This window comes from Zoogloea sp. (assembly GCF_041911615.1).
GTDB lineage: Bacteria > Pseudomonadota > Gammaproteobacteria > Burkholderiales > Rhodocyclaceae > Zoogloea.
On the sequence record NZ_JAYROR010000138.1, the window covers coordinates 15,202 to 37,766 of the forward strand.

Below are 22,565 nucleotides of genomic sequence, written 5' to 3' on the forward strand. Positions count from 1 at the left end.
CATGCGCACCACCCACGACATCCGCAACGTCAAGCTCGAGTTCCTGCGCCCCGGGCCGGCCCACAACCAGCTCCTGTCGCCGCTCACCCCCTACGTCGCGGTGTGCGGCGACGACGGCTCGGTGACGGTCAACATGCCCTTCGAGCACCGCGAACTGCTCGTCCGCCTGCGCCGCCTGCGCTACGAGAACGGCGTCGACCCGGCCCAGGACATCCAGCGCCAGGCCGAGGTGCGCAGCATGGGCGAGGAGATCGGCAAGATCATCGGCCAGGTGCCCTCGCTGCTGTCGGCCCTTTGCGGCGCCGGCAACGAGCTGGTGCACCTGCGCCTGGTGCTGTCGCCCTCCGAGCTGGGCATGGTGCCCTTCGAGATGGCGATCTCGCCCAACGCCTTTCCCGGCTCCGGCACCGCCCTGTTCCTGCAGCCCTGCGCGCCAATCACCGTCACCCGCGAGGTGCGCCGCAGCACCCCGCTCAAGGTCGAGTGGAACCGCCGGCCGCGCATCCTGTTCGCCTTCGCCTCGCCGCCGGGCTATGCCCCGGTACCGGCGCAGGATCACCTCAACGCCCTGCGCCGGGCCATCGAGCCCTGGGTGGACATCGTCGACCCCGATCAGCCCGAGCAGCGCCTCGACAAGGTGCGGGCCCACCTCACCGTGCTCCCCGACGCCACCCTCGAGGCCATCCGCCAGGCCTGCGCCGAGACCGACTACACCCACGTCCACATCCTCGCCCACGGCGACGCCTACCAGGACGCCGGCGACAACCGCTTCGGCGTCGCCCTCGCCGGCACCCTCGACCCCACCCGGGCCGACATCGTGGACGGCACCCGCCTCGCCATCGCCCTCACCGCCGCCCGCAGCAACGGCGCCACCCCGGCGGTGCCCACCTTCGTGTCGCTGGCCACCTGCGACTCCGGCAACATCGAGTCGGTGCTCACCCCCGGCGGCAGCATCGCGCACGCCCTGCACATGGCCGGCATCCCGTGGGTCGTCGCATCGCAGTTCCCGCTGTGGATGCGCGCCTCCACGATGGCCACCGAAATCCTCTACGGCGGCATCCTCACCGGCAACGATCCGCGCCGCGTGCTCTTCGACCTGCGCCAGCGCCTGCGCGCCAACGCGCCCAGCACCCACGACTGGGCGAGCATCGTCGCCTACGCCAGCGTGCCCTGGGGTTTCCAGGACGACGTGCAGCGCTTCCGCTACCAGCAGACCAAGCGCCGCGCCGAGGTCCAGTTCGCCCGCATCGACAGCTTCGTCAAGCGCCTCGACGAACGCAGCGTCGCCGGCCTCAGCGCCGACGTCGCCGCCGAGATCCGCCTGCGCGAAGCCAACATCCGCCAGATCATCGCCGGCTGGCAGAAGGAAGCCCTGACCTCCGACTGCGCCGCCACCGCCAGCGAACTGCTGGGCATGGGCGGCGCGCTGGAAAAACGCATCGCCCTCAACCGGCTGATCCTCTCCGGCGCCAACCGCTCCGGCGACGACCTCGTCGTGGTGCGCGAAGCCTTCGCCCGCTCCCGCGACGCCTATCGCACCGCCGTACGCCGCAATCCCAACAGCCACTGGGCGCTCACCCAGTACCTCAGCCTCGAGGCCATCCGCGACGACGACGCCGGCGAGGCCCGGACGCGCCGTCTCGCCGCGCTCGCCCCGTGGTGGACCGCCGCCATGCAGATCGCCGGCTGGCAGTACGACGCCACCGGCGACGGCCATCCGCAGGATCGCATCTGGGCGATCGGCACCCAGCTCGAACTGCTCGCCCTCGGCCGGCTGTTCGCGCCGCCCGCGCCCGACTGCGCGGCCGGCGTGGTCGAACAGGCCCGCGGCCTCGCCGCCGAACTGGTGCGCCTGGTGAGCGCCGGCACCGACAGCTTCCCCCTCGACTCGACGGTCCGCCAGTTCGGCCGCTACCGGCGCTTCTGGCGCAACGCCGTCTGGGACGACCTGATCGAGGCGATCCTCGAAGCCCTCGGCCAGCCGCCCGCCCCCGCACAGGCCGCTCAATAACCCGGCGCAAAAACCGATATAATCGCGACTCGCTTCGAGGAGCGCTGCAAGATCGCCCGGCGCAAGGCCGGGCCATCCCAGGCTCGATGTCAGTGGCGGCGGCCCGTCCGCACCACCTGCAACCGCGCTCACCCGTCCATGCTCTGTTTGCAAACCCGTGCCGGGCACGGGGAGACGCGGTGAGCCGTTGTCCACAGCCACCCGCAGTACCGCCGCCGCAGGATGCCGTCCTGCTCGGCGCGCTCTCCCTTCCCGGCCACACGTTCGAGGAAAACTCATGAACACTGTGGCTGAAAAGTTCACCGATTACGTCATCGCCGATCTCTCCCTGGCCGACTGGGGCCGCAAGGAGATCAAGATCGCCGAAACCGAGATGCCGGGTCTGATGGCGATCCGCGACGAGTTCGCCGCCGCCCAGCCCCTCAAGGGCGCGCGCATCACCGGCTCGCTGCACATGACCATCCAGACCGCCGTGCTGATCGAGACGCTCACCGCCCTCGGCGCTGAAGTGCGCTGGGCGTCGTGCAACATCTTCAGCACCCAGGATCACGCTGCCGCCGCCATCGCCGCCCAGGGCATCCCGGTGTTCGCCGTCAAGGGCGAGACGCTGGTGGATTACTGGGACTACACCCACCGCATCTTCGATTGGGCCGACGGTGGCTACTCCAACATGATCCTCGACGACGGCGGCGACGCGACCCTGCTGCTGCACCTGGGCGCCAAGGCCGAGAAGGATCTCTCGGTCATCGCCAAGCCCTCGTCCGAAGAAGAGACCATCCTCTTCGCCGCCATCAAGGCCAAGCTGGCCACCGACCCGACCTGGTATTCCACCCGCCTCGCCCAGATCAAGGGCGTGACCGAGGAGACCACCACCGGCGTGCATCGCCTCTACCAGATGCACCAGCGCGGCGACCTCAAGTTCCCGGCGATCAACGTCAATGACTCGGTCACCAAGTCCAAGTTCGACAACCTCTACGGCTGCCGCGAATCGCTGGTGGACGGCATCAAGCGCGCCACCGACGTGATGGTCGCCGGCAAGGTTGCCGTGGTGTGCGGCTACGGCGACGTGGGCAAGGGCTCGGCCCAGGCCCTGCGCGCGCTCTCCGCCCAGGTGTGGATCACCGAGATCGACCCGATCTGCGCCCTGCAGGCCGCGATGGAAGGCTACCGCGTGGTCACCATGGAATACGCCGCCGACAAGGCCGACATCTTCGTCACCACCACCGGCAACTTCCACGTCATCACCCACGACCACATGGCCGCCATGAAGGACCAGGCCATCGTCTGCAACATCGGCCACTTCGACAACGAGATCGACGTCGCCTCCATCGAGAAGTACCAGTGGGAAGAGATCAAGCCCCAGGTCGATCACGTGATCTTCCCGGACGGCAAGCGCATCATCCTGCTCGCCAAGGGCCGCCTGGTTAACCTCGGCTGCGGCACCGGCCATCCGTCCTACGTGATGTCCAGCTCCTTCGCCAACCAGACCATCGCCCAGATCGAGCTCTACACCCGCACCGCCGACTACCCGGTGGGCGTCTACACCCTGCCCAAGCACCTGGACGAGAAGGTCGCGCGCCTGCAGCTCAAGAAGCTCAACGCCCAGCTCACCGTGCTCACCGACGAGCAGGCCGCCTACATCGGCGTGTCGAAGGAAGGCCCGTACAAGGCCGAGCACTATCGCTACTAAGAAGCCGGGATGAGTCAGGAGGGAGGAGCAAGGAGCGCGCTCCGCTCCTCCCCCCGCACATCACGGAACCCGCGGCGCCCCGGGCGCCGCACGTACGGAGCAGTCATGACCACGCCTCACTCCTCCCAGCACCTCTCCATCGAATTTTTCCCCCCGCAAACGGCCGAAGGCGCCGACAAGCTGCGCACCGTGCGCCAGAAGCTTGCGGTGCTCAAGCCCGAGTTCTTCTCGGTCACCTTCGGTGCGGGCGGCACCACGCAGGATCGCACCTTCGAGGCCGTCTTCGAGATCCAGCAGGAAGGCCACCAGGCCGCGCCGCACCTGTCGTGCATCGGCTCGACCCGCGAGCACATCCGCGAGATCCTGCAGCGCTACCAGGCCGCCGGCATCCGCCGCATCGTGGCCCTGCGCGGCGACCTGCCCTCGGGCGTGGGCTTTGCCGGCGAACTCCGCTACGCCAACGAGCTGGTGGAATTCATCCGTGCCGAAACCGGCGACCACTTCCACATCGAAGTCGCCGCCTACCCCGAGTACCACCCCCAGGCCCGCACGCCCCAGGACGACATCCTCGCCTTCAAGCGCAAGGTCGAGGCCGGTGCCGATTCGGCGATCACCCAGTACTTCTACAACGTGGATGCCTACCTGCACTTCCGCGACGAATGTGCCGCGCTGGGCGTCAATGTGCCCATCGTGCCGGGCATCATGCCCATCGTGTCCTTCTCCAAGCTGGCCCGCTTCTCGGATGCCTGCGGCGCCGAGATCCCCCGCTGGATGCGCCGCAAGTTCGAAGCCTTCGGCGACGACAGCGACAGCATCAAGGCCTTCGGGCTGGATGTGGTGAGCGAGCTGTGCGAGAAGCTCCTCGCCGCCGGCGCGCCGGGGCTGCACTTCTACAGCATGAACCAGTCCGCCGCCACGCTGGCCATCTGCCAGCGCCTGGGCATTGCCTGAGATGAACGCCCCCCGATGCGCCTTCGGCGTGGAGGGCCGGCTTAGTACAGCCGACCCGTTCGGCAGGCATGGCGCAGTGCGCCATGAAATCCCTGCCTCACCCCCCCACTGGGGGGCGGGCCGGCAGCTTCGGAGCGGCCGTGCGCGGCCGGCCCCTGGGCCGTGCCTCGCCTTTCAAGTATCACAGTCCTGCGGAACGGAGAACTGACATGCGCGACCCCTACGAAGTCCTCGGCGTTGCACCCACCGCCCCCGACGAGGCCATCAAGACGGCCTACCGCAAGGCGGCGCGCCTGTACCACCCGGACCGCAACCCTGATCCCAACGCCGCGGCCCGCTTCCGCGACATCCAGTCCGCCTACGAACTCCTCGCCGATCCGGCAAAGCGGCGCGACTACGATCTGCTGCGCCAGCGCAACCTCATCGACGACCCCCAGCAGGAAGCCACCTTCCTCTGGAACGCCTACATTGAAAAGGTGATTGCTTGACCTCGTTTTACTTCGAAGACATTTTCGAGCGCTACGCCAGCGAAATCGACGACCTGCGCTCCGACTCGGAAGGGCGCGACGTCCTCAAGCGCCGCCTGCGCGACAAGCACAAGGAATTCCCCTTCCTGCTGTCGATGATCGACACCGCCCCCGAGATGGTCGCCCCGGCCTTCCACGGCGCCTTCAAGTTCCGCAGCCAATCCCTCGTCTATGGCGCCGCCCACAGCGAGCCCGGCGAAGACGACTTCCCGAGCTGGAGCGAACTCGCCCGCACCCTGGAGATCGCCGACTGGGCAAGGCCGCTCATCGACCAATGCCTCAAGCAGGATGGCGGCGACAGCTTCCTCGTCACCACCGCCGTGCTGGAGCACATGCTCGGCAGCGGCCTTGCCGTGCGCGCCGCGCCCGAATCCAGCCGCGACCATGACGAGGACGACGACGCCGAGGATCTCTCCGAAGCCGGCGACGAGTGGATGTCCGAACAAGGCTTCGACGCCGTCGAACGATAAGCACGCAGGAAAGCCCCGAATGAACGCCCTTGTCATCAAACAGACCCACGCCCTGATCCAGGCCGGCGAGATCGCCGAGGCCGAATCCGCCCTGGCCGTCATCGCCGAACAGGAAGGCGACCACGCCCTCGTCGAAGTGCTCGACGAGATGGCGCCCAAGGATGTCCTCGCGGTGATGCGCGAGTACGACACCAGCAAGGAATCCATCATCAACATGGTGGTGAGCCCCGAGCAGTTCGTCGCCGCCATCATGCTCGAGCGCCAGTACGGCGAGCCCCTCGAAAAGTACGTCCCGCGCCTGCGCAACACCATGAACGCGGTGATGCACCGCAGCAGCGGCAGTTGCGCCGAAGTGCTCGAATGCCTAGCCGAGCACGACGAAGGCGTGCGCCTGCTGGCCGACTACTTCACCGACCACTACGACTCGCTGCTCGCCCTCGCCTACCACGGCGTGTTCGAGGTCGAGGTGGATCTGGAGCGCGCCTTCACGCCCAAGTCCGCCATCGGCTTCGATTCCGAGCGCATCGACGAGCTCGACCAGGGCCTCGAGATCGGCGACGCCATCGAGATGGTCAAGGCCCGCGTCTCCCGCACCGAAGTGGCCGACGGCGACTGGATGGAGACCGCCTGGCTGCTGCGCCACGAGTTCTCCGACACCTTCGAGCTGCTCGTCATCGAGATCCAGGATCGCATCGCCCGCGCCAGCGAAGCCGCCCGCCTGCCGGTGGCCGACACCGAGCCCGGCGTGCCCAAGCTGGACGACGAGGACGAAGAATCCGCCATCTGATCCACCCAACCGCCTGACCCGCGCGTGGCCTGCCGGCCGCGCGCGCCCGAGCCCGCCATGTCCAACGCCCAAGCCCTCACGACCGTCGACAGCAGCCCCTACTTCGAGCGCGTGCTGCGCCACGCCCTGAAGGAAAACCTCATCGACGCCGCCCGCCTCGACGGCATCCGTCGCGAAGGCGCCAAGGGCATCGTGCAGCTCGCCAGCTTCTTCAGCACCGCCAACCTGCGCCCCGAGCTCGAAGCCGCCCGCGGCCGGCTCGTCACCCTGGTCGGCCTCGCCCTCGAAGCCGAATCCGGCGGCAAGCTCGACGCCGCCGCGCGGCTGCTGCGCGACAAGACCCTGCTCGCCCTCTCCAAGGCCGGCGCCGACCGCCTGCGCCGGCTCCACGCCCTGCCCACCGAGCGCCTGCTCGGCGCCCCCGAAATCCTGCGCGAGAGCGAAAAGGAATTCCTCGCCCGCAACACCTTCGAGCCCGGCATCACCTATTCCCGCTATCTCGCCGAACACGGCGCCCGCGAACGCAACCAGCAGTTCATCGACGCCGCCTACTGGCTCGCCGGCAAGTTTGGCGTCGCCCGCGACGACGCCCAGGAATGGCACGTGTTCTGCGAATCGGTCATCAACAGCGCCCTGCTCGTGCTGTTTGCCGAAAAGAAGCCCGGCGGCTTCTTCAGCGTGGACCGCTTCCTCAAGCTCGCCGAAGCCGCCACCAAAAAGCGCGGCACCACTTTTGGCGTGCTGGAAAGCTGGCTCGAAGACGCCACCCCCGCCATCCGCCGCGTCATCGAAAAGGAATGCACCCGCTTCACCGCCGAAGTGCTGCCCCTGCTACGCGAACACCCCGCCACCGAGATCTACCGCAACCAGGACCGCTTCTCCGGCCTGTTCTTCTTCGACAGCCACTCCATCGGCGAGATCACCCACCACGACAAAGCCCGCGCCGCCGAATGGCAACGCATCATGGGCACCCAGGGCGAACACCCCGACGTGCAATGCGGCGTGCTCCTGATGGTCGCCACCGGCCTCGAACCCACCCGCAGCCTGCGCAAGAAAGACGCCCTCGCCATCTGGGACAACTTCCGGGACACCGGCTTCAACCAGCCCGCCATCACCCGCTTCATCGACAACGTCGTCCCGTTTGAATACCAGTCCGACATCCGCCGCCTGTGGGATGAAGACCTGGGGCCGGAGGCCAGCCAGCAGCTGGATGGGGATGATGAGACGCGGGTGCTGGGGTATCTGCAGGAGACGTGCAGGACGGGGTGGAAGAAAAAGGGGTGAGGGGCGTCTGGGGGAAGGGCTGGTGATCGGCCTTGCTGCCATTGGGGTAGGTCGCCGCCAACGTCAGCAACGTGACGGTCAGCAGACTTGCTCTTAGACCCCAAAAAAGGCCCTCACCTTAGCGAGGAGTCCTGTCTTGGTTAAAGTCGGCGACGGACTCGGGTTAGGAGCAGGTGGAACACTAGGCGCTGCTGAAGCGCCAGCAGATTGTGCTGGCGCGACTCTCTGTTGGGCCCGTTGTTGAGCTGTCCTCTGCATCGCTTTCGCCCTTTCAGCCAGCGTATCCTGAATCCAAATCAGGAATGCGTCATAACTATCTCTTAGGCTCGGAGATGGCGGGTTCACCGCAGTCACGGCAAAAAGGGAGTGGTACCGAGCGAAACGCTCTTTATCCTGAGCGAAATCTAGTGCCCACTTTGCATCGTACTGATGCTCTGATTTATCCAGCGTGTTCAAACTGCTCCGGGAAAATGTGCGCTCCAGAACATCTCGATAAATGTATGCGTTCAGCGAAAGCACGAATTTTTGCAGAATGGAGCTAATGTCTTCCAGCATATCGATAGTGAGCGAAAGCGGCTTCTCAATCTGTGGGGAGCCCTTTGGAAGACCGAGCTTGTGAGCATTACTCGCTCCGAGTAACCCGAAGCGATGTACACAGCAGTGCCTCAGCTGGCAAATATCACTGTACTTATCAAAGACAGGCTTCAACTCCTTTGGAAAATTTCCATTTCCCATTCCCGTAATGCCGCAGAACTCTTTAAGGGTAAAAGACACCGTCGCGGCATTACTGAAAGAGATAGACTCTAGCAATGCTTCGGGAAGCAAGTCCCTTGCATGATGTGAAGCAGCGAAATATGAAAGCTCTTTGGGCGATGCAAGAAACTCGGTATGTTCGTCAACAAGCACGAGCCCCCGGACTACCCCACGGAGATAGCTTTCTACTGCCGATACATGCCCAAGTAAAAGTACGGCGCCGAGCTCTGGGTTGAATGCCTCCCTGAACGGGCTATTCGCGTAGATTACTGAAAGCCGGTTTGAATTTTCGATAAATCGGTCAATAGGCGAAATAGAAGTCGATATCGCCGTCGAGGGGAAAAGCAACGTAGCATCAAGTGATTCCGTCAGCGCCTCCGACGGTGTTATGTTGAAAACAAATGGTTCGAGTTTCAAGGCCATACGGGATTAAGAAAGAAATTCGTCGACGTATGCTTCAATGCTTTGATGTATTTGCGTAGCCCGCACCGGCCCCACTCGATAGATTCGCCTTAGCTCAGTACCGGGGTCTCTTAAAGACATAAAGTCTCCAACTGTTGATACGTCCGAGAACTCCTCGTGAAGCTTTCTACGTTGCCAACTAGTTAGAGTTGGAATAGACGAAAGCCGAATGTTCATACAGCTTTCGAAGGCGGATGCGTCCGTAAGCTTCGAACCACAATTATGGCAGTGTTTTGCCGACTCAGAAATACGCGCCGCTTGGCAGTTTTGACACGGTGGTAGGTCAAGCTTAAGATGGGAAATAACATCAGCACCCAGTAGAGTCGAAACCGACCTTCTCAAGGGATGCTTTGGACTTGGCAGGAGAATTCCCTCAACAATTTTTGATGGAGAGAAGCCTCGACTGCTATCTGAAAACGCTCGGTCTCTAATTAACGCCCCTAGATGAGGAATGAATCGCTCATAGGTGCGCGCCTTTCCGTGCGAGACCGGGGTGGCAAAGCCAAATAAAAGCCCTGCCTCCACTAAGAGCGAAAACATCCGCTCTACGTAGGCATTTCTCTCAGCACTCTCTTGGACACCAATGAGAAGTTGTTTTTCCCCGGCCTGAACGAGCTTGTTGTTTTCCTCAACCAGCTCAGCACACATCTTGTTGAACAAGACTTGGCCAGTAGTTATTAGGGTGCCGAGCTTAGGAGACTTTTGAATCAAGGAAACATACTCCGCCTCCTTATTTCTCATGAATTTTTCAATCGTCGCGTTGAATCGGCTTTGATTTGTTCCCTCATCAGCTGACTTTGCGAAATCACGGAGAAGGGTTAGATATGCGCGAGGTATCCCGAATGCGGCATATTTAAATACCTCACGAATATCGGGCGGAACCACCCCATATTCCTTCATCCGCTTAGTCCCAATCGACTCCATCAACTGAGCGTAATTAGGATGTTCGACTGAAATCCATGCTGAAACCTCATCAGCCTCGTGGGCAACATGGAAACGCGGCCCATATTCAGTAGTGCCTGGATAAACAGAGGCCTTTGGCGAAATTCTCGAAGATTTTATAGCCCGGAAGAAGTCAAAGAAGTTTGGCAGATATTCCGGAGCCAACGTCAGCGCAGCATCATCCAGCAGTACAACTGTACGCGACCTGTGCAGTGCAGTAGCTATCCGGTCAATTGCTTGTTTGAGTTGAACAAGGGATAAGGAATCAAAAATTTCCTGATGGTCGATTTGCAATGCTCCGCCACGCTCCAACCTTGCGACGATAGCTATCAAATCCTCTTTGAGGTATTCAACCCACAGGTCATCTACTTCTTTTGGCGTCTCGCGCTTCTGATGCTCCTCTATTGCCTCATATAGACCAAGATAGCAAAGCGCAAGTATCCAACCATGAAAGATATCTAAAGCGTTACTTTTCGTTCTCAGTAACGGCTCAAGATGCAAATACTTATTGAACGACAGATAAACAACCAGAGGCTGGGTAACATCATTGGCACTTTTTACCCAAGCAAACCGCATTAGGTGGGTCTTTCCACACCCTCTTGGTCCAACTATTAATTTGGCGGCATGAACCAATAATTCATTGACAATAGTGCGAGCGGGACCATCTATCGAGGTATTGGTCTCGATGACGTCTACGGGCAACTGGTCAGCGCGCACCTCAAGTGCAAGCGAGTCCTCATAAGCATCAAACTGGTCTGGTGTACTCATTTGGATTTAAAGAGAATGTTCCGAAGAGCATCTATCGTCAGGAATTTCGCCCCGACCCCATGACTGGAAAAACTTAAAGCCTCACGGCCTGGACTACTCTTCAAATACGCGAACACGGAATCTCGATGTTCTGGCGCTACTCTCAATATGAAGATGCAGTCCGATACGGCAACAGTGCCCGACTTGACTATACAGACTTTCTCTTCAAAGTTTCGCCCCACGCGACCTACCAGGATGTCGCCAGGCTTTGCAAGATTGAATTGACCTTGCTTTGCCAATGCAGAAGGCATGCAGAACTTTCGGCTTACTACATCTACGGCAGGACCCAAGTCCGTCGTATGAAGAACAGGAAAGTCACACTTCGTTCTCTGAGATGAGGAAAAGCTTCCACGAGACAAGGAGATAGTTACATCACCAATACGGGTCTGCTTTGTTCTTTTATTGCCCATGCCGCGTGCGAGGAACGAGTAATCGAGTCGCCCAGTTGCTTGCTCGCGCCGGATTTTCAACTCGGGAGATAACACCCCCGACTCATCTAAGCGTTGGACAAGAATTTCATCTGGACCCTCACCTGACTTACTCATCACAAGAATATGAGCCTTTGCCTCAGTCTTCCTAAAAATTCCTCTAGGAAGCTCAATGACGCGCTCAATACAATGCTCTGTTGCCAAGGCATTCCGCAGACCAGCGAATCGCTCACCGGCGATAACCCCGTCTGGAACTATCAAACCTAGACGGCCGTGTTTCCTGAGGAACCTCAAGTTCTGAGCGATGAATAGAATTTCTGCCGGCATGTCCGCCAGCTTAGGCAGCACATGACTCAACCCGGCATCTTCCAAGATGCTCGCAAAACCTTTTCGCCACTGGTGGCGAATATACGGAGGATTGCAAATCGCTAGGTCAGCACAGCCCAGATTAAGCCCAAGTTCCTTTTCGATGGCTGAACTAAGCGCATCACCCACATGATGTCTAAATGAACTCCCAAGCAGCTTAGGCAACGATGCGCTCCGAGCGTTTTCATCTATATCGACCGTGTAGTAAGTAGCATCCTGCCATATCTTGGCGGCAGCAGCTGTGAGCACGCCATCACCGGCGCCCAAATCGAGCACAGACTCTGGAGAGATAGCCCCCATTGAGCTCACCAGAATAGCGCCAACATAGCTATTGGTGTAATAGCGTCCCAAGATGTCAGACGTTATTGAGGAGCGCTGTACTTGCATTCAGTATATTCTATTAGGATATTCTTCGACACTTTAAAATTCTGATTCAATGCGTTGCCATCGCGCGGCAATTACAGCCTATTAATGTTTCAACACGGTCTCTTTCGAGAAAAATCCAATTTTTTCTTATTGATAATTGGCGCCTTTATTAGAAGGCGGTTCTTTTAACCTCTTACAGCTAAGACTTGTTAGTTGCCACGCGCCTTGCGAATAGCCTAGAAAAAACCCGCCTCGAACATCGTACGACCGCACTGGTTGATGATTTTGCCATGGCCACATTCCTTCAAATCACGCCCACCGAGTTGGTCCGTCGACACTGCCATCTGTAAGGCTACCCTTCTGGTTTTGAAGGCTAGCACAGTGCCATTATGCTTGGCCCACAAAGGAGCAAATGATAGCGAAGAACTACAGGCAGATGTGCGCTACGTAGTTGATATGGCGCAGGGAAAACCCATTGGCCGGTTTGGCCGAACAACGGTCCATAGTGAAAGACTTTGGTCGGAGGAATCGACGGTCACACTGATACGCTAGATTTGCGTCAGTCGGCCAGATGCAGTTTCAAAATGGGCAGCTTAGCGTGGATTGAGGGCGCATGACAGGCTCCAGGCGTGGAGAGTAGAACGAAGGCCCAGTGCCCTTCGCTGCCGAGGAAGGGCGGCAAAGGGCGACCCGACCGCATCAATCCCAGTAGGCGTAGTTAAATACTGCATCCACCTCCGAGAGGTCGCGCAGTCCGAGGCCAGCACGCACCGCTTCAGCACAATCACAGAACTCCTGATAGACCTGCGGAGTGACGGTTGCTTTCATGGGGCGAGACGGGAATTGGGTGTATCGGGCCATCAGGATGCCCGATACCGAGTTCTGGTTCATCACGGCAAAGCGGGAGCTGTCGTAACTATGCAGAATCTCGGACATGATGTTCGGGCCGACATGACTGGCCTTGGCGAAATGTAGGAGCAGCACACCATAGGCATCCGCCGCGCTAGCGCTAGATCCCAGCGTTCTGTGCAGGTCCATCAGAGCATTCTGAAAGGTGGCGTAACTCTGCGCCACTGTTACCCGCCGCCGGTGCAGACTTCCCGAATGCCAGGCGTGGCCCGGGTTGGACACCAACTCCTCGTATAGGTCGAGGAACGTGTTTGCCGTCAGTTTGGGGGTCGTGCGGATGGTATCAAGAATCCGGCGCGCGACAGGCAGTGAGGCGGCGCGCTTAGCCACCTGAACGTCGAAGTTGCTGTCAGTTTCGTCCGCCTTCATCAAGTCGAGGATGGCAGCGAGGTCGTCCAGGTAGGGTAGCGGCCCCGCTGGCGGGAGTTCGGCACAGGCGCGCTCCGCCCGCACTTGCGCCGCCCGGCGGTGAAGTGAATAGATGCGATGCTTCCGGGCGTACTCTGCCAGTGCTTCGTCCGTTGCCTTCTCGATTTCGCCGGATTCTAGCCAACTGAGAAATTCGTTGTCGAGATCTGAAACAAGCTTGCAGTTGGTGTGCTCGTAGAAGAGGGATGCTTCAATATTGTCGGCCAGCCCGCCCTGAGTCAGATTCGCGGAGCCCACAAATACGCGACAGATCTCGTCCGGGTATTGAAAGGCGTAAATTTTCGGATGGAAGGTGAGCTTGCTACCGCTCCCACTGATGTAAAGCTCAACGTGCCGAGGATTGTTCTCGGCCAGCTCTTTCAAAGCGTAGAGCGTGTCCGGTTCGGTGTGGAAGAAGTCGAGCCCCAGTACGAAGCGAGCAGTCAGCGTACCAGCTTCGACTGCCGCGACCATAGAGTCCCAGAAATAGCCGAGCCCGTTCCAGTTGGCGAAGGCTACGTAGCAGTCGAACCGTTTGGCTTCGTTAAACAGGTTATCCAGGCGAGTGGAATGGTTTGTGCGCTCTTGCAAGTTGCTGACAAGTTGGATAGCAAGCATTGCGTGGTACTCCAGAAGACGGGAAGTTGACAACCAGCAAGATTGAAAAGTATTACTTTGGAGAAGAATATCGCAATTATGACTTTTGGGTCTTATTTCTTAGGGTTGGCTCCTGGCGATTGGCTATCTAGAAAGCTGCCGCTTGAGCTTGAGTACGTCGAGCGATAGATGACTGTCCCAAAGCTGCCGCTCCTATCTAAGCGCGCAGACGGCAGCAAAGACCGATCACCGGCCCACGCTCATTCCCCTACCGCGCCAAGCCTTCCCGCGACTACCTGCACCGCTCCGCGTCCAACACACAAAACCGTCGAATCACTCTGCACCAATCCGACCAACTCACCTCTGGGCCAGCATCTCCCCGCCCCCATCGCCCTCACGATAGTCTCCACCCTTGATCTACGCCTACCCATCAAGGGTAAAGACTATCGGATAAGCCATCTACGCGCCTAGATCGTTCATCTATCGCCGTAGATCAGTCATCTAGCGGCGTAGATGACTCATGGGCGCGCTCCCATCGATCATCTAGCGTCGCCCATCGACGATCTATGCCGCTCCGTCATCGATCTAGCGCGCTCCGGCGCAGCGTAGACCACTCTATTCGGGTAAATTGTTGACATCATCATAGTCGTTCCACCATGATCTTCCCCGCTTTCATCCACCTTTCATCACAAGAACCGAGGAGACGAATTCATGGGATCCAACCGCAAGAACCGTATGCCGGCCGATCAGGTGCAGGCCAACATCGACGCCTATCTGGCGCTCAAGGCGATGCCCGGGTACAAGCCTTACAACCCCGCTTTCTCGCTGGAGGCGATCACCGCGGCCGTTGAACTGCTGCGTACCGCCGAGGTGAACGATCTGCACGCCGAGCACGCGCGGCTGGCGGCACGGGATGCCATCGTCGCGGCGCAGTGGGCGCTGCAGGACATTGTTGTCGGCGCCAAGGAGCAGGTCCGCGCGATCTACGGGCCCGATTCCGACGAGATGGTGCAGGTGGGCCTCAAGAAGAAGTCCGAGAAGAAGGCCCGCAGCCGTACCAGCAAGCCTGCCGCGGTCGCCTGACGATCCGGGCGGTCTTCATGGCCTTGCAACGGTCGCACCGGTCGTCCATGGGTTGTGGTTGAGGTGCTGGTGATCGTTTAGCGTGGGGATGGGCGACTGAAGTCGCCCCTGCACAGACCTTTGAATAAGCGCTGCGGAGGCGGGGGATCGCGGGTGCTCCACACTTTTTTTCAAGAGGGGCTAGCGCACCCGCCAATCCTTCGTTATTATTCGCGCCCTTCACCGCCTGCCCAGGTGGCGGAATTGGTAGACGCACTAGTTTCAGGTACTAGCGGGTAACTCCGTGGAGGTTCGAGTCCTCTCCTGGGCACCAAGGTCAGTGAAGATCATCCCGATGCCGGTTCCGGCGTCTGGAAGCGAATGCGGAGTGGTAGTTCAGTTGGTTAGAATACCGGCCTGTCACGCCGGGGGTCGCGGGTTCGAGTCCCGTCCACTCCGCCACGCATCACAAAGTTGTTCTTAGAGCGGCAGTAGCTCAGTTGGTAGAGCGATACCTTGCCAAGGTATAGGTCGAGAGTTCGAGACTCTTCTGCCGCTCCATTCCCTCCAGCGTCCTTAGCTCAGTTGGTTAGAGCGCCACGTTGACATCGTGGAGGTCGGCGGTTCGACTCCGTCAGGACGCACCAGGCGCTGCCTGCTCCCGTCGTTTTCCCCTGTTTGTTTCCGCCCCCAGGCCGTCTGGCGCCCGGGCGATGGCGCGCGTCCGGCGTTCGCGCTCGTCCGCCCCGCCGCGATGGTGCGCGCGGGTGGCGGTTCAGCCGATCGTTCCCGGCTTGTTGCCGAGCATGGCGCGCAGGTTGGCGATGCGGGCGCGGGCGTCTTCCTTGCTCACCGGTTCGGCGGACTTGCGGTCGCTGCGGCGGATGCCCTCTTCGCCCATTTCGTCGATGAAGCGCGAGGGGTCGCAGGTGCGCACGTCGCGGCCGGCCTTGCGGCGTTCGCAGTAGCTGATCGACAGGCTGCGCTGGGCGCGGGTGATGCCCACGTACATCAGACGGCGTTCTTCCTCGATCTTGTCTTCGTCGATGGCGCTTTGGTGGGGCAGCAGCCCTTCCTCGACGCCGACGAGAAAGACGTGCTTGAACTCCAGCCCCTTGGAGGCGTGCAGGGTGGCGAGCTGGACCTGGTCGAGTTCTTCGTCGTCCTTGTCGAGCATGGTGATGAGGCTGATGGTCTGGATCATGTCCATCAGCGTCTTGCCGTCGTCCTCGCCCTTGCGGGCGAGCCAGCCGGTGAAGTCGCCGACGTTGCTCCATTTGGTTTCGGCTTCGCGGGGTTCGCAGCTTTCGTACAGCCAGGCTTCGTAGCCGATGGCCTTGAGCAGGTCGTTGATGACCGGCCCGGCGGGTTCGCGGGGGGCGCGGTGGGCGATGCGGTTGATGAAGTGGCAGAACTCGCGCAGCCCGTCGAGCTGGCGCGCCGCCACGTGCTCGGCCACGCCTTCCTCGAAGACGGCGGTGAACAGGCTGATGTTGCGGTTGCTGGCGTAGCGGCCGAGGGCTTCGATGGTGGCGGGGCCGATGCCCCGGCGCGGCACGGTGATCGAGCGGATGAAGGCGAGGTCGTCGTCCTCGTTGGCGATCAGGCGCAGGTAGGAACAGAGGTCCTTGATCTCGGCGTTCTCGAAGAAGCTGCGTCCGCCGGAGATGGCGTAGGGAATCTTGTGGTTGCGTAGCTGCTGCTCGAAGAGGCGGGCCTGGTGGTTGCCCCGGTAGAGGATGGCGTAGTCCTTGAAGTGGGTGCGGTGCTCGAACTTGTGGGCGGAGAGCTTCATGACCACCGATTCGGCCTCGTGTTCGGGGGTCTGGCAGGCGACCACCGTCACCGGCTCGCCGGCGCCGTGTTCGGACCACAGCTTCTTGTCGAAGAGCTTTTCGTTGTTGGCGATCACCGTGTTGGCGGCGTGCAGGATGCGCGTGGTGGAGCGGTAGTTCTGCTCGAGCTTGATGACCTTGAGGTTGGGGTAATCCACCGGCAGCTGGCGCAGGTTCTCGATGTCGGCGCCGCGCCAGGCGTAGATGGCCTGGTCGTCGTCGCCCACCGCGGTGAAGGCGCCGCGCACGCCGGTGAGCAGCTTGAGCAGGCGGTACTGGGCGCGGTTGGTGTCCTGGTATTCGTCCACCAGCAGGTAGCGCAGCTTGTTCTGCCAGCGCTCGCGCACCTCGGGGTGTTCGTCGAAGAGTTTGACCGGCAGGCGGATCAGGTCGTCGAAATCGACGCCCTGGTAGGCGCGCAGGGTCTTGTCGTATTCCTGGTAGAGCAGCGCGGCGGCGGACGAGATTTCGTCGTTGGCGCGGTGGGCGGCTTCGTTGGGTTCGATCAGCGCGTTCTTCCAGCTGGAGATCTGCCACTGCAGGGCCTTGGCGCGGTTCTTGTCGGTGTTGCCGGTCATCTCGGCGATGATCTGCGTCGTGTCGCCCGCATCGAGGATCGAGAACTGCGGCTTGAGCCCCAGCACCTTGGCCTCCTGGCGCACGATGCGCACCCCCAGCGCGTGAAAGGTGCACACCGTCAGCCCCTTGGCGGCGCGGCCGCCCATCAGCTTGTCGATGCGCTCCAGCATCTCCTTGGCGGCCTTGTTGGTGAAGGTGATCGCGGCGATGTTGTGGGGGTTGAAGCCGCAGTCGTTCACCAGATAGGCGATCTTCTGGGTGATGACCCGGGTCTTGCCCGAGCCCGCGCCGGCCAGCACGAGGCAGGGGCCATCGAGGTAGTGGATGGCTTCGCGTTGGGGGGCGTTGAGCAGGAGGGCGGACATGGCGGTGCGTCGGGTGGAGCGGGGGCGACGAGTCTACTCCAAGCCGGCCCCCGCTTCGACCGCCGGGGGCCGCTCAGCGTCGCAGGCGGGGCGGGATCAGGCGCCGCAGCAGCGGCGTGAGGGCGGCCCGGAAGCGCGCGTCGTGCAGGCACACGCCGCCCGCCAGCCCCACCGCGCAGCCCAGCAGGGTGTCGATGAAGCGCGCCGCGATCAGCGCGCCGGGCGCGCCGCTGCCGAGCACCGCCGCCTCGGCCAGCAGGATGGTGAGCGGCGTGATGAAGACCACCGCGAAGCCGTAATGGCGCACCACCGCCGTCTCGATGACGAAGGCCAGCACCATCATCGTCACCGAGATGCTCCATTTGTCGAGCGGCAACAGCAGCAGCCCCCACGACACCAGCAGCCCCACCGCCGTGCCGAGCACCCGGTGCACCTGTTTGTTCCACACCGCGCGCAGCGAGGCGCCCTGGATCACCGCGAGACAGCTCACCGGCACCCAGTAGGGCCGTTCGAGCTGCAAGGCCTGGGCCAGCGCCAGGGCGATGCCGACGAAGACGCCGATCACCACCGCATCGAACACCACGAAATCGAAACTCGGCGCCGGCAGGGGCGCCACCGGCCCCGGCGCCACGCCGCGCAGGGCGTAGAGGCTGTAGAAGAAGGCGATCAGGAAGGCCAGCAGCGCCCCCAGGAAGATCAGCCCGACCACCAGCGGCACGTCGAGCAGCGCGGTGGGCGAGTACGCGCCGATCGCCGCCGCCATCACGAAGAACAGGCTGCCCGGCGGCCCCAGCGCGTAGAAACGGCACAACATCGTCACCAGCGCCGCCACCAGGCTCAGCCCCGGCAGGATCAGCGGCGGCACCAGATGGCCCATCGTGCCCAGGGCATAACAGGCGGTCATCGCGAAGGCGCTCGCCATCAGCAGGACCATGCGGTGATACAGCGGCGTGTTGGGCGTGTACAGGAACACCAGCCCGCCCAGCGACGAGGTGAGCCCATAGGCCAGGTGGTCGAACCACGCCCCCACCAGCAGCGGCAGGCCCGTCGCCAGCGCCGCCGCGAAGGGCATCTGCCATTGCCGGTCGCTGCGATTGACCGTGGTGAGATGCTGCCACTCGGTGCGCAGCGCGCCCCTGAGCGCCGTCCACCCCTTGCCCGAATTCATGCCGGTCTCCTCCGTGTGCTGCCCGGCGCCTCGCCCGGCGCCGCAACGGCCGACATCATAGCGACTGCCGCCCACCCTCGCGCCGCCGGTGCAACGATCTGGAGAGGCCGCGACGGATTGCGGTAAGCTGCCGGAATCATGTCCGTATTCACCCCCGTTACCGAATCCGACCTCGCCGCCTGGCTGCAGAACTACGCCATCGGCCGCCTGGACACCCTGCAGGGCATCTCCGCCGGCGTGCAGAACAGCAACTTCTTCGTCACCACCAGCCTCGGCCGCTACGTGCTGACGCTGTTCGAGACGATGCCCCGCGCCGAGCTGCCCTTCTACCTGCACCTGATGGCCCACCTGGCCCGCCACGGCCTGCCGGTGCCGGCGCCGGTCGCCAACCGCGACAACGAATACCTCGGCACCCTGTCGGGCAAGCCGGCGGTGCTGGTGGCGCGGCTCTCGGGCAAGTCGGAGATGGCGCCCGGCGTGGCCCACTGCCGGCGCATCGGCGCGATGATGGCCGGCCTCCATCTGGCCGGCGTCAACTTCGGGCGCAAGCAGGCCAATCCCCGCAACGCCGACTGGCGACGCGACTGCGCCGCCCGGGTCCGCCCGCAACTGTCCGCCGACGAGCGGGCCGAGCTCGACGCCGAACTCGCCTTCCAGGCCGGCTTCGACCTGAAGCAGCTGCCCCAGGGCGTGATCCACGCCGACCTGTTCCGCGACAACGTGCTGTGGGACGGCGAGTTCGTCGGCGGCGTGATCGACTTCTATTTTGCCGGCGTGGACGCCCTGCTCTTCGACGTGGCGGTGACCGCCAACGACTGGTGTGCCGATCCCGACGGCCGCCTCGATCCGGCCCGCACCGCGGCCTTCCTCGCGGGCTACGCCGAATCCCGCCCGTTCACCGCCGCCGAGCACGCCGCCTGGCCGGCCATGCTGCGCGCCGCCGCGCTGCGCTTCTGGCTGTCGCGCCTCGAGGATTTCCACCGCCCCCGCGCCGGCGAGATGGTGCGGGTCAAGGACCCGGACGAATACCGCCGCATCCTGCGCCAGCGCGCCACCGACACCGCGCTGCCGGCCCTGCCCGGGTGAAATCCGGTCGCAAAACCGACCGCCGGTTTGAACTCCACGACCGATTTGGGCTAGCATTTCACTGCAGCGCAACATGCTGATTTTTCATTCTGTCTTCCTGCTTCGCCCCATCCCGCCATGACCGAACCGGCCTCTCCGGCAGCCCACCCCTACAGCAACGCGCGCCATCCCCAGCCGCGCCACGTCTCCCCGGCCCACAGCGTCGAATGGCTGAAGGCCGGCTGGTCGCTGTTCCTCAAGAGCCCCGGCGTCTGGATGATCATCAGCGTGATCTTCTTCACCATGCTGGTGGTGCTCGAATTCATCCCCCTGCTCGGCCAGGCGGTCACCCTGATCGGCTTTCCGGTGATGGTCGCCGGCATGGTGCTCGGCTGCCACGCGCTCGCCGAAGGCAAGCCGCTGCGGGTCGACCACCTGTTCGGCGGCCTCAAGGTACACGCCGGCAACCTGGCCCTGGTCGGCGTGTTCTACATGCTCATCGCCGGCCTCGCGGCCTTCGTCTCCTTCGTGATCGTGGGTGGCGCGGCCCTCACCGGCTATCTGCTCGGCGCCCTCGCCGGCCTCGGCCTGGGCCTGGTCAGCGCCATGCTGTTCGGCTTCGTGCTGTTCTCGGTGATGTGGGTGCTGCTCATCACCGCCCTGTGGTTCGCGGCGCCGCTGGTGGTACTGCGCGACACCCCGCCCCTCGACGCGATGAAGATGTCGCTCAAGGCGTGCTTCGACAACTTCGGCGCCTTCCTCGTCCTCGGCGTGCTGATCTACGTGCTGATCTGGGTCGCGATGCTGCCCGCCGGCTTCGGCCTGCTGGTGCTGATCCCGGTGCTCGCCGGCACGCTCTACGCGTCCTACCTGGACGTCTTCGGCCCGCCCGCGACGCCGCCGGCCCTGCCGCCGGCCGCCGCGCCCGAGCCGGACTGAACCGATGCAGGCACGCACGCTTCCCTCCCAGCGCGGCTGGGCCTGGATCGCCGAGGGCTTCGCCCTGTGGCGGCGCAACCCGGCCCTCATCACCTTTCTCGTCTTCGGCTACTGGTTCTGCCTGCTGGTGGTGGCCGCCGTGCCGCTGCTGGGCCAGGTGCTAATGTCGCTGACCATGCCGGCCCTGTCGCTGGGCATCTACAACGGCTGCAAGGCGGTGGCCGAAAAACGCAAGGTCGGGCCCGAAGTGCTGATCTCGGGCTTCCGGCAGAACCTCCCCGAGCAGATCAAGATCGGCGGCATCTACCTCGCCGGCACCCTCGCGGTGCTGGGGCTCACCGCCCTGGTCGATGGCGGCATCCTCGCCGAGCTGATGCTCGGCAAGCGCAAGCTCGACGAAGCCACCGCCGACGATCCGCTGCTGACGGCCTCGCTGCTGGTGGGCACCCTCGGCTCCACCCCGCTGATGATGGCCTACTGGTTCGCGCCGCTGCTGGCCGGCTGGGGCCGGCTGCCCGCCGTCAAGGCGATGTTCTTCAGCTTCGTCGCCTGCCTGCGCAACTGGCGCGCGTTCTTCGCCTACGGTATCGGGCTGCTGCTGGCGGTGCTGGTGCCCGGAATGCTGATCGGCCTGCTCGGCACCCTCTCGCCGATCCTCAGCACCCTGCCGGCCATCGCGCTGCCGCTGGTGTTCATCCCGGTGGTGTTCGCCAGCTTCTACGTGAACGCCACCGACGTGTTCGGCCAGATCACGCCCGCCGATGAAGCCTGAGCGCGGCCCCGGCCCGCTCGGTCTCTTCGGCGGCACCTTCGACCCGATCCACCTGGGCCACCTGCGCCTGGCCGAAACCGCCCGCGAAGCCCTCGGCCTCGAACGGGTGCGCTTCATCCCCGCCGGCCAGCCCCCCCACCGGGCCACCCCGGGCGCCAGCGGCGCGGACCGCCTCGCGATGGCCCGCCTCGCCACCGCCGACAACCCCGGCTTCGAGGTGGACGCCGCCGAGGTGGACGCCGCCCAGGCCAGCTTCACGATCCTGACCCTCGAGCGCCTGCGCGCCGAGCTGGGCCCCGCGCGCCCGCTGGTGCTGCTGCTGGGCGTGGACGCCTTCCTGGGCCTGCCCACCTGGCGGCGCTGGACCGAGCTGTTCGACTTCGCCCACCTGGCCGTCGCCAGCCGCCCCGGCTACACCCTCGACGAGGCCCGCCTGGCGCCCGCGCTGGCCGCCCTGACCGAGACCCGCCGCGCCACGCCCGACGTGCTCGCCACCGCGCCCGCGGGCTGCCTCGTCCCGTTCGACATGACCCCGCTGGCGATCTCTGCCACCGACATCCGTGCCCGCCGCGGCGCCGGCCTCAGCCTGCGCTATTTGCTCCCTCCGGCGGTTGTTGACTATATTTCCCGGCATCAACTCTACCTCTGACTCAATGGACACCCCCCAACTCGAACAACTCGTCGTATCCGCCCTCGAAGACATCAAGGGCAAGGACATCCAGGTCATCGACACCGCCCGCCTCAGCGCCCTCTTCGAACGCGTCGTGATCGCCTGCGGCGACTCCAACCGCCAGACCCGCGCCCTCGCCCGCAACGTTGCCGACAAGGCCCGCGAAGCCGGCGTCGAGGTGATCGGCGTCGAGGGCGAAGACAGCGGCGAATGGGTGCTGGTGGATCTCGGCAGCATCGTGGTCCACATCATGCAGCCGGCCGTGCGCAGCTACTACAATCTCGAAGAACTGTGGGCCGCCACCCCGGCCCGTCCGACGCGCCCCGCCGCCCGCGCGGCCTGACGCCCCGCG

19 protein-coding genes, 4 tRNA genes and 1 riboswitch are annotated in these 22,565 nt (G+C 63.0%); of the genes, 17 read left to right on the forward strand and 6 right to left on the reverse strand.

What is annotated here, in order from left to right; translation table 11 throughout:
• The first annotated feature begins 1 nt into the window (after position 1).
• The 7 genes from ACE3P2_RS18280 to ACE3P2_RS18310 all read left to right on the forward strand — a co-directional run bounded on the left by ACE3P2_RS18280 (position 2) and on the right by ACE3P2_RS18310 (position 7,720).
• Complete coding sequence (locus ACE3P2_RS18280) at positions 2-2,011, forward strand: CHAT domain-containing protein (protein ID WP_374267119.1); 2,010 nt, start codon at positions 2-4, stop codon at positions 2,009-2,011.
• A 30-nt stretch (positions 2,012-2,041) separates the two neighbouring features.
• Positions 2,042-2,148: riboswitch (S-adenosyl-L-homocysteine riboswitch) on the forward strand.
• Positions 2,149-2,288: 140 nt separating this feature from the next.
• Positions 2,289-3,701, forward strand: a complete 1,413-nt coding sequence (gene ahcY / locus ACE3P2_RS18285; protein WP_374267120.1) for an adenosylhomocysteinase — start codon at positions 2,289-2,291, stop codon at positions 3,699-3,701.
• 105 nt (positions 3,702-3,806) lie between these two features.
• Positions 3,807-4,652, forward strand: coding sequence for a methylenetetrahydrofolate reductase [NAD(P)H] (metF, locus tag ACE3P2_RS18290; RefSeq protein WP_374267122.1), 846 nt, complete (start codon positions 3,807-3,809; stop codon positions 4,650-4,652).
• Positions 4,653-4,861: 209 nt separating this feature from the next.
• A complete protein-coding gene (locus ACE3P2_RS18295) occupies positions 4,862-5,140 on the forward strand; it encodes a DnaJ domain-containing protein (protein ID WP_374244630.1) in 279 nt (92 codons plus the stop codon).
• The gene (locus tag ACE3P2_RS18300; protein ID WP_374267124.1) at positions 5,137-5,649 is read left to right on the forward strand and encodes a hypothetical protein; all 513 of its coding nucleotides are present in this window, start codon (positions 5,137-5,139) and stop codon (positions 5,647-5,649) included. Before ACE3P2_RS18295 ends, ACE3P2_RS18300 begins: the two co-directional genes overlap by 4 nt.
• 19 nt (positions 5,650-5,668) lie before the next feature.
• Positions 5,669-6,436, forward strand: a complete 768-nt coding sequence (locus ACE3P2_RS18305; protein WP_153161809.1) for a hypothetical protein — start codon at positions 5,669-5,671, stop codon at positions 6,434-6,436.
• A 57-nt stretch (positions 6,437-6,493) separates the two neighbouring features.
• The gene (locus tag ACE3P2_RS18310) at positions 6,494-7,720 is read left to right on the forward strand and encodes a hypothetical protein (RefSeq protein WP_374267127.1); all 1,227 of its coding nucleotides are present in this window, start codon (positions 6,494-6,496) and stop codon (positions 7,718-7,720) included.
• Between the two features lie 93 nt (positions 7,721-7,813).
• On the opposite strand, the gene ACE3P2_RS18315 is transcribed toward ACE3P2_RS18310, so the two are convergent.
• The 4 genes from ACE3P2_RS18315 to ACE3P2_RS18330 form a co-directional block, all read right to left on the reverse strand.
• Positions 7,814-8,890, reverse strand: coding sequence for a hypothetical protein (locus ACE3P2_RS18315; RefSeq protein WP_374267129.1), 1,077 nt, complete (start codon positions 8,888-8,890; stop codon positions 7,814-7,816).
• A 12-nt stretch (positions 8,891-8,902) separates the two neighbouring features.
• On the reverse strand, positions 8,903-10,645 hold the full coding sequence (locus ACE3P2_RS18320) for a hypothetical protein (protein WP_374267131.1): 1,743 nt from the start codon (positions 10,643-10,645) through the stop codon (positions 8,903-8,905).
• Entirely contained in the window at positions 10,642-11,865 is a 1,224-nt protein-coding gene (locus ACE3P2_RS18325) for an N-6 DNA methylase (RefSeq protein WP_374267133.1), read from the reverse strand. Before ACE3P2_RS18325 ends, ACE3P2_RS18320 begins: the two co-directional genes overlap by 4 nt.
• Before the next feature lie 678 nt (positions 11,866-12,543).
• Positions 12,544-13,779 (reverse strand): restriction endonuclease PLD domain-containing protein, encoded by a 1,236-nt coding sequence (locus ACE3P2_RS18330; protein WP_374267135.1) that lies wholly within the window; start codon positions 13,777-13,779, stop codon positions 12,544-12,546.
• Positions 13,780-14,469: 690 nt separating this feature from the next.
• Between ACE3P2_RS18330 and ACE3P2_RS18335 the strand changes: the two genes are divergently transcribed.
• From ACE3P2_RS18335 to ACE3P2_RS18355, 5 genes are all read left to right on the forward strand, one after another.
• Positions 14,470-14,841, forward strand: a complete 372-nt coding sequence (locus ACE3P2_RS18335; protein ID WP_374267137.1) for a hypothetical protein — start codon at positions 14,470-14,472, stop codon at positions 14,839-14,841.
• 228 nt (positions 14,842-15,069) lie between these two features.
• Positions 15,070-15,154, forward strand: a tRNA-Leu gene (locus ACE3P2_RS18340).
• 51 nt (positions 15,155-15,205) lie between these two features.
• Positions 15,206-15,282, forward strand: a tRNA-Asp gene (locus ACE3P2_RS18345).
• Positions 15,283-15,305: 23 nt separating this feature from the next.
• Positions 15,306-15,381: transfer RNA gene (locus ACE3P2_RS18350), tRNA-Gly, on the forward strand.
• 9 nt (positions 15,382-15,390) lie between these two features.
• Positions 15,391-15,467 (forward strand) — tRNA-Val (locus ACE3P2_RS18355).
• Between the two features lie 128 nt (positions 15,468-15,595).
• On the opposite strand, the gene ACE3P2_RS18360 is transcribed toward ACE3P2_RS18355, so the two are convergent.
• Complete coding sequence (locus tag ACE3P2_RS18360) at positions 15,596-17,599, reverse strand: UvrD-helicase domain-containing protein (RefSeq protein ID WP_374267139.1); 2,004 nt, start codon at positions 17,597-17,599, stop codon at positions 15,596-15,598.
• Between the two features lie 73 nt (positions 17,600-17,672).
• Positions 17,673-18,767: an FUSC family protein gene (locus tag ACE3P2_RS18365; protein WP_374267141.1), complete on the reverse strand. Its 1,095-nt coding sequence runs from the start codon at positions 18,765-18,767 to the stop codon at positions 17,673-17,675.
• Positions 18,768-18,905: 138 nt separating this feature from the next.
• Between ACE3P2_RS18365 and ACE3P2_RS18370 the strand changes: the two genes are divergently transcribed.
• The 5 genes from ACE3P2_RS18370 to rsfS all read left to right on the forward strand — a co-directional run bounded on the left by ACE3P2_RS18370 (position 18,906) and on the right by rsfS (position 22,556).
• Positions 18,906-19,853 carry a homoserine kinase gene (locus ACE3P2_RS18370; RefSeq protein WP_374267143.1) on the forward strand — a complete coding sequence of 316 codons (948 nt, stop codon included), beginning with the start codon at positions 18,906-18,908 and terminating at the stop codon, positions 19,851-19,853.
• Between the two features lie 117 nt (positions 19,854-19,970).
• Positions 19,971-20,771, forward strand: coding sequence for a BPSS1780 family membrane protein (locus ACE3P2_RS18375; protein WP_374267145.1), 801 nt, complete (start codon positions 19,971-19,973; stop codon positions 20,769-20,771).
• 4 nt (positions 20,772-20,775) lie between these two features.
• Positions 20,776-21,543: a BPSS1780 family membrane protein gene (locus ACE3P2_RS18380; protein ID WP_374267147.1), complete on the forward strand. Its 768-nt coding sequence runs from the start codon at positions 20,776-20,778 to the stop codon at positions 21,541-21,543.
• The gene (gene nadD, locus ACE3P2_RS18385; protein WP_374267149.1) at positions 21,533-22,192 is read left to right on the forward strand and encodes a nicotinate-nucleotide adenylyltransferase; all 660 of its coding nucleotides are present in this window, start codon (positions 21,533-21,535) and stop codon (positions 22,190-22,192) included. The genes ACE3P2_RS18380 and nadD overlap by 11 nt, the downstream gene beginning before the upstream one ends.
• Positions 22,193-22,196: 4 nt before the next feature.
• Positions 22,197-22,556, forward strand: a complete 360-nt coding sequence (gene rsfS, locus ACE3P2_RS18390; protein WP_374267151.1) for a ribosome silencing factor — start codon at positions 22,197-22,199, stop codon at positions 22,554-22,556.
• Positions 22,557-22,565 lie beyond the last annotated feature (9 nt).

Bases quoted from the DNA above. Each gene is read 5' to 3' on its own strand.
- ACE3P2_RS18365 (WP_374267141.1), bottom strand. From the start codon at position 18,767: ATGAATTCGGGCAAGGGGTGGACGGCGCTCAGGGGCGCGCTGCGCACC.
- ACE3P2_RS18310 (WP_374267127.1), top strand. From the start codon at position 6,494: ATGTCCAACGCCCAAGCCCTCACGACCGTCGACAGCAGCCCCTACTTC.
- rsfS (WP_374267151.1), top strand. From the start codon at position 22,197: ATGGACACCCCCCAACTCGAACAACTCGTCGTATCCGCCCTCGAAGAC.
- ACE3P2_RS18370 (WP_374267143.1), top strand. From the start codon at position 18,906: ATGTCCGTATTCACCCCCGTTACCGAATCCGACCTCGCCGCCTGGCTG.
- metF (WP_374267122.1), top strand. From the start codon at position 3,807: ATGACCACGCCTCACTCCTCCCAGCACCTCTCCATCGAATTTTTCCCC.
- ACE3P2_RS18325 (WP_374267133.1), bottom strand. From the start codon at position 11,865: ATGCAAGTACAGCGCTCCTCAATAACGTCTGACATCTTGGGACGCTAT.
- ACE3P2_RS18375 (WP_374267145.1), top strand. From the start codon at position 19,971: ATGACCGAACCGGCCTCTCCGGCAGCCCACCCCTACAGCAACGCGCGC.
- ACE3P2_RS18360 (WP_374267139.1), bottom strand. From the start codon at position 17,599: ATGTCCGCCCTCCTGCTCAACGCCCCCCAACGCGAAGCCATCCACTAC.
- ahcY (WP_374267120.1), top strand. From the start codon at position 2,289: ATGAACACTGTGGCTGAAAAGTTCACCGATTACGTCATCGCCGATCTC.
- ACE3P2_RS18320 (WP_374267131.1), bottom strand. From the start codon at position 10,645: ATGAGTACACCAGACCAGTTTGATGCTTATGAGGACTCGCTTGCACTT.
- ACE3P2_RS18330 (WP_374267135.1), bottom strand. From the start codon at position 13,779: ATGCTTGCTATCCAACTTGTCAGCAACTTGCAAGAGCGCACAAACCAT.
- ACE3P2_RS18380 (WP_374267147.1), top strand. From the start codon at position 20,776: ATGCAGGCACGCACGCTTCCCTCCCAGCGCGGCTGGGCCTGGATCGCC.
- ACE3P2_RS18295 (WP_374244630.1), top strand. From the start codon at position 4,862: ATGCGCGACCCCTACGAAGTCCTCGGCGTTGCACCCACCGCCCCCGAC.
- nadD (WP_374267149.1), top strand. From the start codon at position 21,533: ATGAAGCCTGAGCGCGGCCCCGGCCCGCTCGGTCTCTTCGGCGGCACC.
- ACE3P2_RS18335 (WP_374267137.1), top strand. From the start codon at position 14,470: ATGGGATCCAACCGCAAGAACCGTATGCCGGCCGATCAGGTGCAGGCC.
- ACE3P2_RS18305 (WP_153161809.1), top strand. From the start codon at position 5,669: ATGAACGCCCTTGTCATCAAACAGACCCACGCCCTGATCCAGGCCGGC.
- ACE3P2_RS18280 (WP_374267119.1), top strand. From the start codon at position 2: ATGCGCACCACCCACGACATCCGCAACGTCAAGCTCGAGTTCCTGCGC.